This is a genomic window from Pseudomonas sp. SD17-1 (genome assembly GCF_029201585.1).
Lineage (GTDB): Bacteria > Pseudomonadota > Gammaproteobacteria > Pseudomonadales > Pseudomonadaceae > Aquipseudomonas > Aquipseudomonas palmensis.
Genome location: NZ_CP104044.1, coordinates 1,198,693 through 1,211,401, shown reverse-complemented (window position 1 = coordinate 1,211,401; position 12,709 = coordinate 1,198,693). Strand labels below are relative to the sequence as shown.

Annotated in this window: 11 protein-coding genes; all 11 read left to right on the top strand. The window is 64.4% G+C overall.

Going from position 1 to position 12,709, the window contains the following annotated elements; translation table 11 throughout:
* The first annotated feature begins 7 nt into the window (after positions 1-7).
* The 11 genes from arcA to N0B28_RS05335 all read left to right on the top strand — a co-directional run bounded on the left by arcA (position 8) and on the right by N0B28_RS05335 (position 12,684).
* Positions 8-1,264 (top strand): arginine deiminase, encoded by a 1,257-nt coding sequence (gene arcA / locus N0B28_RS05385; RefSeq protein WP_043862423.1) that lies wholly within the window; start codon positions 8-10, stop codon positions 1,262-1,264.
* 82 nt (positions 1,265-1,346) lie between these two features.
* The gene (locus N0B28_RS05380) at positions 1,347-2,357 is read left to right on the top strand and encodes an ornithine carbamoyltransferase (RefSeq protein WP_043862424.1); all 1,011 of its coding nucleotides are present in this window, start codon (positions 1,347-1,349) and stop codon (positions 2,355-2,357) included.
* A gap of 52 nt (positions 2,358-2,409) precedes the next feature.
* Positions 2,410-3,339 (top strand): carbamate kinase, encoded by a 930-nt coding sequence (arcC, locus tag N0B28_RS05375; RefSeq protein ID WP_043862425.1) that lies wholly within the window; start codon positions 2,410-2,412, stop codon positions 3,337-3,339.
* Between the two features lie 54 nt (positions 3,340-3,393).
* Complete coding sequence (locus tag N0B28_RS05370) at positions 3,394-3,753, top strand: DUF5064 family protein (RefSeq protein WP_043862426.1); 360 nt, start codon at positions 3,394-3,396, stop codon at positions 3,751-3,753.
* A gap of 139 nt (positions 3,754-3,892) precedes the next feature.
* Positions 3,893-5,410, top strand: coding sequence for a sigma-54-dependent transcriptional regulator (locus tag N0B28_RS05365; RefSeq protein ID WP_043862427.1), 1,518 nt, complete (start codon positions 3,893-3,895; stop codon positions 5,408-5,410).
* A 254-nt stretch (positions 5,411-5,664) separates the two neighbouring features.
* Positions 5,665-6,048 carry a glycine cleavage system protein GcvH gene (gene gcvH, locus N0B28_RS05360; RefSeq protein WP_043862428.1) on the top strand — a complete coding sequence of 128 codons (384 nt, stop codon included), beginning with the start codon at positions 5,665-5,667 and terminating at the stop codon, positions 6,046-6,048.
* A gap of 10 nt (positions 6,049-6,058) precedes the next feature.
* A complete protein-coding gene (gcvP, locus tag N0B28_RS05355) occupies positions 6,059-8,914 on the top strand; it encodes an aminomethyl-transferring glycine dehydrogenase (protein WP_275730749.1) in 2,856 nt (951 codons plus the stop codon).
* A gap of 100 nt (positions 8,915-9,014) precedes the next feature.
* Positions 9,015-10,391, top strand: a complete 1,377-nt coding sequence (locus tag N0B28_RS05350) for an L-serine ammonia-lyase (RefSeq protein WP_078479978.1) — start codon at positions 9,015-9,017, stop codon at positions 10,389-10,391.
* A 29-nt stretch (positions 10,392-10,420) separates the two neighbouring features.
* Positions 10,421-11,545, top strand: a complete 1,125-nt coding sequence (gene gcvT / locus N0B28_RS05345; protein ID WP_058541434.1) for a glycine cleavage system aminomethyltransferase GcvT — start codon at positions 10,421-10,423, stop codon at positions 11,543-11,545.
* Positions 11,546-11,885: 340 nt separating this feature from the next.
* Positions 11,886-12,098: a cold shock domain-containing protein gene (locus N0B28_RS05340; protein WP_003175786.1), complete on the top strand. Its 213-nt coding sequence runs from the start codon at positions 11,886-11,888 to the stop codon at positions 12,096-12,098.
* Between the two features lie 97 nt (positions 12,099-12,195).
* Positions 12,196-12,684 (top strand): RDD family protein, encoded by a 489-nt coding sequence (locus N0B28_RS05335; RefSeq protein ID WP_043862432.1) that lies wholly within the window; start codon positions 12,196-12,198, stop codon positions 12,682-12,684.
* Positions 12,685-12,709 lie beyond the last annotated feature (25 nt).

Sequence of the window (12,709 nt, the reverse complement as noted above, 5' to 3'; positions counted from 1 at the left end):
ATGAACCATGTCCACGGAAAAAGCTAAGTACGGCGTACATTCCGAAGCCGGCAAACTGCGCAAAGTGATGGTTTGCTCCCCAGGCCTGGCTCACCAGCGCCTGACCCCGAACAACTGCGACGAACTGCTGTTCGACGACGTACTCTGGGTCGCCCAGGCCAAGCGCGACCACTTCGACTTCGTGACCAAGATGCGCGAGCGCGGCATCGAAGTGCTGGAAATGCACAACCTGCTGACCGACATCGTCGCGATGCCCGAAGCACTGGACTGGATTCTGGAGCGCAAGGTCACCGCCGACTCGGTGGGCCTGGGCCTGATCAACGAAGTGAAATCCTGGCTGCGCAGCCTGGAGCCGCGACACATCGCCGAGTACCTGATCGGCGGCGTCTCGGCCGATGACCTGCCCGACAGCTTCGGTGGCAAGACCATCCAGATGTTCCGCGACTTCCTGGGCCACTCCAGCTTCATCCTGCCGCCGCTGCCCAACACCCAGTTCACCCGCGACACCACCTGCTGGATCTACGGCGGCGTGACGCTGAACCCGATGTACTGGCCGGCGCGTCGCCAGGAGACCCTGCTGACCACCGCCATCTACAAGTTCCACCCGCAGTTCACCAATGCCGATTTCGAGATCTGGTACGGCGACCCGGACAAGGACCACGGCAACTCCACCCTCGAAGGCGGCGACGTGATGCCTATCGGCAACGGCGTGGTACTGATCGGCATGGGCGAACGCACGTCGCGTCAGGCCATCGGCCAACTGGCGCTGAACCTGTTCAAGAACAAGGCCGTGGAACGCGTGATCGTGGCCGGGCTGCCGAAGTCCCGCGCTGCGATGCACCTGGACACCGTGTTCAGCTTCTGCGACCGCGACCTGGTAACGATCTTCCCCGAAGTGGTGAACCAGATCGTCGCCTTCACCCTGCAACCCGACGAAAGCAAGCAGGGCGGCATCGACATCCGCCGCGAAGAAGCCAGCTTCCTCGATGTGGTGGCCAAGGCCCTCAAGCTGCCCAAGCTGCGCGTGGTTGAAACCGGTGGCAACAGCTTCGCCGCCGAACGCGAGCAGTGGGACGACGGCAACAACGTGGTGGCCGTGGAGCCGGGCGTGGTCATCGGCTACGACCGCAACACCTACACCAACACCCTGCTGCGCAAGGCCGGTGTCGAGGTCATCACCATCAGTGCCGGCGAACTGGGCCGCGGACGTGGGGGCGGCCACTGCATGACCTGCCCGATCGTGCGCGACCCAATCGACTACTAAAACGACCATCGTCCGGCCGTGCCCACAAGGCGCCGGCCGGGCCGATCAGCCCTTTGCGTTCTAAAAGAACAGGAGCAACATCATGGCGTTCAACATCCACAACCGCAGCCTGCTGAGCCTGGAACACCACACCCCGCGCGAGCTGCGCTACCTGCTGGACCTGTCCCGTGACCTCAAGCGTGCCAAGTACACCGGCACCGAGCAGCAGCACCTCAAGGGCAACAACATTGCGCTGATTTTCGAGAAGACCTCGACCCGCACCCGTTGCGCCTTCGAAGTGGCCGCCTATGACCAGGGCGCCAACGTCACCTACATCGACCCCAACTCCTCGCAGATCGGCCACAAGGAGAGCATGAAGGACACCGCCCGCGTGCTCGGGCGCATGTACGATGCCATCGAGTACCGTGGCTTCAAGCAGGAAGTGGTCGAGGAGCTGGCCAAGTTCGCCGGCGTACCGGTGTTCAACGGCCTCACCGACGAATACCACCCCACCCAGATGATCGCCGACGTGCTGACCATGCGCGAGCATGCCGACAAGCCGATCCACGACATCAGCTACGCCTACCTGGGCGATGCGCGCAACAACATGGGCAACTCGCTGCTGCTGGTCGGCTCCAAGCTGGGCATGGACGTGCGTATCTGTGCGCCCAAGGCCCTGTGGCCGCATGACGACCTGGTGGCACGCTGCAAACAGTACGCAGAGGAAAGCGGTGCCCGCATCACCCTCACCGAAGACCCGAAAGCTGCGGTCAAGGGCGTGGACTTCATCCACACCGACGTGTGGGTATCGATGGGCGAGCCGGTCGAAGCCTGGGGCGAACGCATCAAGCAACTGCTGCCATACCAGGTCAACGCCGAGCTGATGAAGGCCACCGGCAACCCACGCACCAAGTTCATGCACTGCCTGCCGGCGTTCCACAACTCCGACACCAAGGTCGGCAAGCAGATCGCCGAGCAGTACCCGCACCTGGCCAACGGCATCGAAGTGACCGATGACGTGTTCGAGTCGCCGGCCTGCATCGCCTTCGAGCAGGCGGAAAACCGCATGCACACGATCAAGGCGATCCTGGTGTCGACCCTGGCCGACCTGTAACCCCGCCGGGAGCCGGCGCTGCCGGCTCCTGCACCCTAGAAAGGACATCATCATGCGTATCGTTGTTGCATTGGGCGGCAACGCCCTGCTGCGCCGCGGCGAGCCCCTTACCGCCGACAATCAGCGCGCCAACATCCGTATCGCCGCCGAACAGATCGCCAAGATCCACCCCGGCAACGAACTGGTCATCGCCCACGGCAACGGCCCGCAGGTCGGCCTGCTGTCGCTGCAGGCGCAATCCTACAAACCCGACGAAGCCTACCCGCTGGACGTGCTCGGTGCCGAAACCGAAGGCATGATCGGCTACATCATCGAACAGGAGCTGGGCAACCTGCTGGATTTCGAGGTGCCCTTCGCCACCCTGCTGACCCAGGTGGAAGTGGACGCAAACGACCCTGCCTTCAAGGACCCGACCAAGTTCATCGGCCCGGTCTACGGCAAGGAAGAAGCCGAGCGCCTGGCCAAGGAAAAAGGCTGGGTGGTCAAGGCCGACGGCGACAAGTTCCGCCGCGTGGTGGCCAGCCCCAAACCCAAGCGCATCTTCGAGATCCGCCCGATCAAGTGGCTGCTGGAAAAGAGCAGTATCGTGATCTGTGCCGGGGGTGGCGGCATCCCCACCATGTATGGTGAGAACGGCAAGCTGCAGGGCATCGAGGCGGTGATCGACAAGGACCTGTGCTCGTCGCTGCTGGCCGAACAGCTGGACGCCGACCTGCTGGTGATTGCCACGGACGTGAACGCGGCGTATGTCGACTTCAACAAGCCGACCCAGAAAGCCATCGCCCAGGCCCACCCGGACGAACTGGAGCGCCTGGGCTTTGCCGCAGGCTCCATGGGGCCGAAGGTGCAGGCCGCTTGCGACTTTGCCCGGCACACCGGCAAAGTAGCGGTTATCGGCTCGCTGGCCGATATCGAAGACATCGTCAAGGGCACTGCCGGCACTCGGGTGAGTACGTCCAAGCCGGGTATCGACTACCGTTGATGCAGTTGGGCGGATCTGCAGGTCCGCCCGTTTCAACCTTCCAGAGGAGCCGCCATGGCCATATTCGAACCCGGTCATCTGCACATCGAGCGCCATGCGCTGAACAAGGCCGATTACAGCTACAACCTGTGCATCGACTACAAGGTTGAGCAGGATCCCAAGGAAGGCAAAGGCATGAGTTTTCGCATGCATGGCACCATCGAGGACAAGCCGATGGACGAAACCTTCTTCATGCCCAAGGACCAGGCCTTCGACTTCGCGCGGCAGGCCTCGATCATCGCGCAGAAGTACGGCATGCCCAAAACCGCCAGCATCAGCTCGCTGCACAAGATCTACGACATGATGTTCGAGGATGTGCGCGCACAGCTCGATGTGAAATCGGGCGACCCGGTCAAGCCCGAGCACCTGGGCTAGCTCACCACGACCTCATCGAGGGTCAAGCCCGCTCCCACAAAAATCACCTGCGCCTGTGGGAGCGGGCTTGACCCGCGATTCGACCGCACCACGCCCGCCAAGGCATACTTGCCATCCCGGCAAGCCAGAACATCCCCCCATGCGTATCCACGTCAGCTTCATCGACCGCGTCGGCATCACCCAGGAAGTGCTGGCCCTGCTCGGTGCCCGCCACCTCAACCTGGACGCCGTGGAGATGGTGCCGCCCAACGTCTACATCGACGCCCCGACCCTGAGCCCCGACGTGCTCGAAGAGCTGCATGACGCGCTGTTCAACGTGCACGGCGTGCAAAGCGTGAAAGTGGTCGACATCCTCCCCGGACAGCGCCGCCACCTGCAGCTCGATGCCCTGCTCGCCGCCATGAGCGACCCGGTCCTGGCCCTGGACAGCGCCGGCCATGTGCTGCTGGCCAACCCCGCATTGATCGCCCTGTGCGGCCAGGACCCGGAGGGCCGCTCGGTGGGTGAGCTGTTCGGCGACCCGCAACTGCTCGATGCGCTGATCGAACAGGGTTTCCACCTGCCCCTGCGCGAAGTCACCCTCAACGGCCAGACCCTGCTGCTCGACGCCACCCCGATCACCAACGCCGGCGCCCTGCTGACGCTGTACCAGGCCAACCGCATCGGCGAACGCCTGTCGGCCCTGCACCACGACCATGCCGAAGGCTTCGACGCGCTGCTCGGCGACTCGCCGCCCATCCGTACCCTCAAGGCCCGCGCCCTGCGTGTGGCGGCGCTGGATGCGCCGCTGCTGATCCACGGCGAGACCGGCACCGGCAAGGAACTTGTAGCCCGTGCCTGCCACGCCATCAGCAGCCGCCACAACGCACCCTTCCTGGCACTGAACTGTGCGGCGCTGCCGGAGAACCTGGCCGAGAGCGAGCTGTTCGGCTACGCCCCCGGTGCCTTCACCGGCGCGCAACGCGGCGGCAAGCCGGGGCTGATGGAGCTGGCCAACCAGGGCACGGTGTTTCTCGATGAAATCGGCGAGATGTCGCCTTACCTTCAGGCCAAGCTGCTGCGGTTTCTGAGCGATGGCAGCTTTCGCCGCGTGGGCGGTGATCGCGAGGTCAAGGTCAACGTGCGCATCCTCAGCGCCACCCACCGCGACCTGGAAAAGATGGTTGCCGAAGGCAGTTTTCGCGAAGACCTGTTCTACCGCCTGAACGTGCTCAACCTGGAAGTGCCGCCGCTGCGCGAGCGTGGCCAGGACATCCTGATGCTGGCCCGTGCCTTCATGCGCCAGGCCTGCACGCAGATCCAGCGTCCGCTGTGCCGGCTGGCGCCGGGCACCTACCCGGCGTTGCTGGGCAACCGCTGGCCGGGCAACGTGCGCCAGTTGCAGAACGTGATCTTTCGCGCTGCGGCCATCTGCGAGAGCAGCCTGGTGGATATTGGTGACCTGGACATTGCCGGCACCTCGGTGGCGCGCCAAAGCGATGGTGAAGTGGCCAGCCTGGAGCAGGCCGTGGAGAACTTCGAGCGTGGCCTGCTGGAAAAGCTCTACGCCACCTACCCCTCCACCCGCCAGTTGGCCAGTCGCTTGCAGACTTCGCACACGGCTATTGCGCATCGGCTGCGCAAGTATGGCATTCCCGGAAAGGAAACCCTTCCGTAGCGAATTCGATACACCGTATCGATTTCGCTACATCGCCCGTTTGCCACTGTAATGCAAGGTTTTGATCCCTCTGCGCTTTTTCAATACTCGAAAGGTGTAGCGATTTCGCTACGACCTGCATAACGAGCACCGCTGACAAATACATAACCAATTGATTTGTAAGCATTTTTTATAAATGGCCACGAACTTGCTAAGGAGATGTCAGTTCCGGGCTGGCCTGATGGTGAGCCCTACCGCACCCCTGAGGAGTTCCCATGAGCGAGTTGCGTTTTACCGAAGATCACGAATGGCTGCGCGCCGAAGCCGACGGCAGCGTCACGGTCGGGATCACCGCCTTTGCCCAGAACGCATTGGGTGACGTGGTCTATGTGCAACTGCCGGAACTGCAAACCTACGAAGCCGGGGCCGAAGCCTCCACCGTCGAATCGGTCAAAGCCGCCAGCGGCGTGTACATGCCGCTGACCGGTGAAGTGGTGGCAGTCAACGAACAGCTGCAGGACAGCCCCGAGCTGGTCAACGAAGATCCGCTGGGCGAAGGCTGGTTCTTCCGCTTCATCCCGGCCGATGCCGGCGCCGTCGCGCAACTGCTCGACCAGGACGCCTACGACCGTCTGATCAAAGCCAACGCCGACGCCTGAGGAAATCACCATGACCATCAACCTCGGCACCGCCAATCAGTTCATCGCCCGTCATATCGGCCCGCGCGACACCGACGAGCAGGCCATGCTCGCCACCCTGGGCTTCGACTCGCTGGAGGCCATGAGCGCCGCCGTGATCCCCGACAGCATCAAAGGCACCAGCGTGCTCGAGCTCGGTGACGGGCAGAGCGAAGCCGATGCCCTGGCCTCGCTCAAGGCCATCGCCGGCAAGAACCAGCTGTTCAAGAGCTTCATCGGCCAGGGCTACTACAACACCCACACCCCGGCAACGATCCTGCGCAACCTGCTGGAAAACCCGGCCTGGTACACCGCCTATACCCCCTATCAGCCCGAGATTTCCCAGGGCCGCCTGGAAGCGCTGTTGAACTTCCAGACCCTGATCAGCGACCTCACCGGCTTGCCGATCGCCAACGCCTCCCTGCTCGACGAAGCCACGGCCGCCGCCGAAGCCATGACGTTCTGCAAGCGCCTGAGCAAGAACAAGGGCAGCCACGCCTTCTTCGCCTCGGTGCATTGCCACCCGCAGACCCTCGACGTGCTGCGCACCCGTGCCGAGCCGCTGGGCATCGAGGTGGTGGTGGGCGACGAGCGCGAGCTGGGCGACGTGAGCGCCTTCTTCGGCGCCCTGCTGCAGTACCCGGCCAGCAACGGCGAGGTGTTCGACTACCGCGAACTGGTGGAGCGCCTGCACGCCGCCAACGCGCTGGTGGCGGTAGCCGCCGACCTGCTGGCGCTGACCCTGCTGACCCCGCCGGGTGAGTTCGGCGCCGACGTGGCCATCGGCAGCGCCCAGCGCTTCGGCGTGCCGCTGGGCTTCGGCGGCCCGCATGCGGCGTACTTCTCCACCCGCGATGCGTTCAAGCGCGACATGCCCGGGCGCCTGGTCGGCGTGTCCATCGACCGCTTCGGCAAGACCGCCCTGCGCCTGGCCATGCAGACCCGCGAGCAGCACATCCGCCGCGAGAAGGCCACCAGCAACATCTGCACCGCCCAGGTACTGCTGGCCAACATCGCCAGCATGTACGCCGTGTACCACGGCCCGCAGGGCCTCAAGCAGATCGCCCAGCGCACCCACCAGCTGACCGCGATCCTGGCCAGCGGCCTCAAGGCACTGGGCGTGAACGTGCAGAACGCCGCGTTCTTCGACACCCTGACCCTGGCCACCGGCGGCGCGACTGCCGCGCTGCATGAACAGGCGCGCGCCCGCCAGCTCAACCTGCGCCAGATCGATGCCGACCACCTGGGCCTGTCGCTGGACGAAACCAGCACCCAGGCCGATGTCGAGGCCCTGTGGCAGCTGTTCGCCAATGGCCAGGCCGTACCGGACTTCGCCGCGCTGGCCACTGCCACGCCAGCACGACTGCCGGCCGCCCTGCTGCGCCAGTCGGCCATCCTCGAACACCCGGTGTTCAACCGCTACCACAGCGAAACCGAACTGATGCGCTACCTGCGCAAGCTGGCCGACAAGGACCTGGCGCTGGACCGCACCATGATCCCGCTGGGCTCGTGCACCATGAAGCTCAATGCCGCCAGCGAAATGATCCCGGTGACCTGGGCCGAGTTCGGCAACCTGCACCCCTTTGCCCCCGCCGAGCAGAGCCAGGGCTACCAGCAACTGACCGACGAGCTGGAGGCCATGCTGTGCGCCGCCACTGGCTATGACGCCGTGTCGCTGCAGCCCAACGCCGGTTCGCAGGGCGAGTACGCCGGCCTGCTGGCGATCCGCGCCTACCACCAGAGCCGGGGCGATGCCCGCCGCGATATCTGCCTGATTCCCTCATCGGCCCACGGCACCAACCCGGCCACCGCACACATGGCCGGCATGCGCGTGGTGGTCACTGCGTGCGATGCCCGTGGCAATGTCGACATCGACGACCTGCGCGCCAAGGCCATCGAGCACCGCGACCAGTTGGCTGCGCTGATGATCACCTACCCGTCCACCCACGGTGTGTTCGAGGAGGCCATCGGCGAGATCTGCGCGATCATCCACGACAACGGCGGCCAGGTGTACATCGACGGCGCCAACATGAACGCGATGGTCGGCCTGTGCGCCCCGGGCAAGTTCGGCGGCGACGTGTCCCACCTGAACCTGCACAAGACCTTCTGCATCCCCCACGGCGGTGGCGGCCCGGGCGTCGGCCCGATCGGCGTCAAGGCGCACCTGGCGCCGTTCCTGCCGGGCCATGCGCACCTGCACAACCCCCAGGGCGCGGTATGCGCAGCGCCGTTCGGCAGTGCCAGCATCCTGCCGATCACCTGGATGTACATCCGCATGATGGGCGGCGCCGGGCTCAAGCGTGCGTCGCAGATGGCGATCCTGAATGCCAACTACATCGCCCGCCGCCTGGAAGAGCACTATCCTGTGTTGTACACCGGCGGCAATGGCCTGGTGGCGCACGAGTGCATCCTGGACCTGCGCCCGCTCAAGGACAGCAGCGGCATCAGCGTCGACGACGTGGCCAAGCGCCTGATCGACTTCGGCTTCCATGCCCCGACCATGTCGTTCCCGGTGGCCGGCACGTTGATGATCGAGCCGACCGAGAGCGAGGCCAAGGAGGAACTGGACCGCTTCTGCAACGCCATGATCTGTATTCGCGAAGAGATTCGCGCAGTGGAGAACGGCAGCCTGGACAAGGACGACAACCCGCTGAAGAACGCCCCGCACACCGCGGCCGAGCTGGCCGGCGAATGGCCCCACGGCTATAGCCGCCAGCAGGCGGTGTACCCGCTGCCATCGCTGGTGGAGGCCAAGTACTGGCCACCCGTGGGGCGTGTCGACAACGTGTTCGGCGACCGCAACCTGATCTGCGCCTGCCCGTCGATCGAAAGCTATCAGGACGCCTGAGGGCCTCTTCGCCGGCAAGGCCGGCTCCTGCAGAGCCCGCGCGCATCTGTAGGGGCCGGCCTTGCCGGCGAAGCTTTTCAACCTGCACGAGGGTACGACCATGTCACTCAGCGTCTTCGACCTGTTCAAGATCGGCATCGGCCCCTCCAGCTCCCATACCGTCGGGCCGATGCGCGCAGCCGCGCGTTTTGCCGAGGGCCTGCGCCGCGACGACCTGCTGGCCAGTACCGCCAGCGTCAAGGTCGAGCTGTACGGCTCGCTCGGCGCCACCGGCAAGGGCCACGGCAGCGACAAGGCGGTGCTGCTGGGGCTTGAGGGCGAACACCCCGACAGCGTCGACACCGACACCATCGCAGCGCGCCTGCAGGCGATCCGCAGCAGCGGGCAGCTCTACCTGCTGGGCGAGCACGCCATCGAATTCAACGAAAAACAGCACCTGGCGATGATCCGCAAGCCGCTGGCCTTTCACCCCAACGGCATGATCTTTCGTGCCTTCGACGCCGCCGGCCTGCAGGTACGCAGCCGCGAGTACTACTCGGTGGGCGGCGGTTTCGTGGTCGACGAAGGCGCCGCCGGGGCCGACCGTATCGTCGAGGACAGCACCACACTGCCCTACCCGTTCAAGACGGCCCGGGAACTGCTTGGCCACTGCACCACGCATCACCTGAGCATCAGCCAGGTGATGCTGGCCAACGAATCGGCCTGGCGCCCCGAGGCCGAGACCCGCAGCGGCCTGCTGCACATCTGGCAAGTGATGCAGGACTGCGTGGCTGCCGGCTGTCGCAACGAGGGCATTCTGCCCGGCGGGCTCAAGGTCAAGCGCCGCGCTGCGGCCCTGCACCGCCAGCTGTGCGCCAACCCCGAGGCGAGCCTGCGCGATGCGCTGTCGGTACTCGACTGGGTCAACCTCTATGCCCTGGCGGTCAACGAAGAGAATGCCTCCGGCGGTCGAGTGGTCACCGCACCCACCAATGGCGCTGCCGGCATCGTGCCGGCGGTGCTGCACTACTACATGCGCTTCATCGGGGGTGCCAGCGAAGACGGCGTGGTGCGCTTTCTGCTCACCGCCGCTGCCATCGGCATCCTGTACAAGGAAAACGCCTCGATCTCAGGGGCCGAGGTGGGCTGCCAGGGCGAGGTCGGGGTGGCCTGTTCGATGGCAGCCGGGGCCCTGTGCGAGGTGCTGGGCGGCAGCGTGCAACAGGTCGAGAACGCCGCCGAAATCGGCATGGAACACAACCTGGGCCTGACCTGCGACCCGATTGGCGGGCTGGTCCAGGTGCCCTGCATCGAACGCAATGCCATGGGCTCGGTCAAGGCGATCAACGCGGTGCGCATGGCCTTGCGCGGCGACGGGCAGCACTTCGTCTCGCTCGACAAGGTGATCCGCACCATGCGCCAGACCGGCGCCGACATGAAAAGCAAATACAAGGAGACCGCCCGCGGCGGTCTGGCCGTCAACATCATCGAGTGCTGACAACCTCAAGCCTCTAGAAGGAGTCATCAATGTCCACCGACACACTGCTGCAAACACCGCTTCATGCCCTGCATCTGGAACTGGGCGCGCGCATGGTGCCGTTCGCCGGCTACGACATGCCCGTGCAGTACCCGCTGGGGGTGCTCAAGGAGCACCTGCACACCCGCGAACAGGCCGGCCTGTTCGACGTGTCGCACATGGGCCAGATCCGCCTGGTGGGCGCCGATGCCGCCAAGGCCCTGGAAACCCTGGTGCCGGTCGACATCATCGATTTGCCGGTGGGCATGCAGCGTTACGCGATGTTCACCAACGAACAGGGCGGCATCCTCGACGACCTGATGGTGGCCAATCTGGGCAACGACGAACTGTTCCTGGTGGTCAACGCCGCCTGCAAGGACCAGGACCTGGCCCACCTGCGCCAGCACATCGGCACGCTGTGCCAGGTGCAGCCGCTGTTCGAAGAGCGCGCCCTGCTGGCCCTGCAGGGCCCGGCGGCGGTCAAGGTGCTGCAGCGCCTAGCCCCCGAGGTGGCGGACATGACCTTCATGCAGTTCAAGCCCGTGGTGTTGCTGGGCGTGGACTGCTACGTGAGCCGTTCGGGCTACACCGGCGAAGACGGCTTCGAGATCAGTGTGCCCAGCGCCAGCGCCGAGGCCCTGGCCCGCCACCTGCTGGCCGAGCCGGAAGTGGCCGCCATCGGCCTGGGCGCGCGCGACTCGCTGCGCCTGGAAGCCGGCCTGTGCCTGTACGGGCATGACATGAATGCCGACACCACGCCGATCGAGGCAAGCCTGCTGTGGGCCATCTCCAAGGTACGCCGTGCCGATGGCTCGCGGGCGGGAGGCTTCCCCGGCGCTGCTGCGATCTTCGCCCAGCAGCACAGCGGCGTGGCGCGCAAGCGCGTCGGCCTGCTGCCGCAGGAGCGTACCCCGGTGCGCGAAGGGGCCGAGATCGTCGATGAGGCCGGCACGGTGGTCGGCAGCATCTGCAGCGGAGGCTTCGGGCCCACGCTGGGCGCGCCAGTGGCGATGGGATATGTGGACCAGGCCCATGCAGCGCTCGATACACCGCTGTGGGCCATCGTGCGCGGCAAACGGGTGGCGATGAAAGTCAGCAAGATGCCGTTCGTTGCCCAGCGCTACTATCGCGGCTGAAACAGCGCAATTGAAACAAGGTGTCATGGCGCGTTCGGGATATTCGTTTTCGAACGCGTTTTACAACTTTCGAACACGCCCGACAGCGGCCCGCAAACAGCCCCGGAAATTTCCCGCCAGGCCCCGTGGTGCGGCGCTCTGCGGGACTTGTTTTTGCAATCGAAATGAGTGTAGATTCACTGCACTGTGTTTGCATGGGTCGCTATGGTTCGTGACCTGGGCAGTAGCGCCGAGTTTTGCTACAACCCGTTCGACGTCTCTTACTTTCCTGCAACCCAGCCCAGTACTCTTTCAATGAAAGAAACTGTTACTAATTCTAAGTTTCAAAGGAAATAAGACAATGTCCCAACGTCAGAGCGGTACCGTCAAGTGGTTTAACGACGAGAAAGGTTTTGGTTTCATCACTCCAGAAAGCGGTCCGGATCTGTTCGTACACTTCCGCGCTATTCAGGGCAACGGCTTCAAGAGCCTGAAAGAAGGCCAGAAAGTGACCTTCGTTGCTGTGCAGGGCCAAAAAGGCATGCAAGCCGACGAAGTTCAAGCCGAAGCCTGATCTTCATCAACGAAAGAGCCCCTGCTGGCAACAGCAGGGGCTTTTTTGTGCGCGCAATTCCGTAGAATGGGCGCTTTGTCACCCGGAGCCTGAGCGCATGCCCAAGCAACTTCTTCAACCACAGGGCGAGTTCCCCGTGGTCGGCCTGGGCCGTCGCCTGGCCGCGATGTTCTATGACTTCCTGTTGTGCACCGCCCTGCTGATGGTGACCACGCTGGTGTACAAGATGGTGCAGATGGCGATCATCGGCGAGACGCGCATGCGTGCCCTGACCGAGGCGGGGGCGCTGGATGGCGATCCATTGCTGTCGACCGTTCTGCTGTTCATGCTGTTCGGCTTCTTCGCCAAGTTCTGGACCCACGGCGGCCAGACCCTTGGCATGCAGGTATGGGGCATCCGCGTGCAGAATGCCGACGGCAGTGCCATCAGCCTGTGGCAGGCACTGCTGCGCTTTGTGGTGTCGATTGCGTCGTGGCTGTGCCTGGGCCTGGGGTTTCTGTGGTCGCTGGTGGACAAGAAAAAACGCGCCTGGCATGACATGTACTCGGAAACCCAGCTGGTGCGGATTCCCAAGCGCAAGAAGTAGAACCGCAGCGCACCGTTCGCCGGCA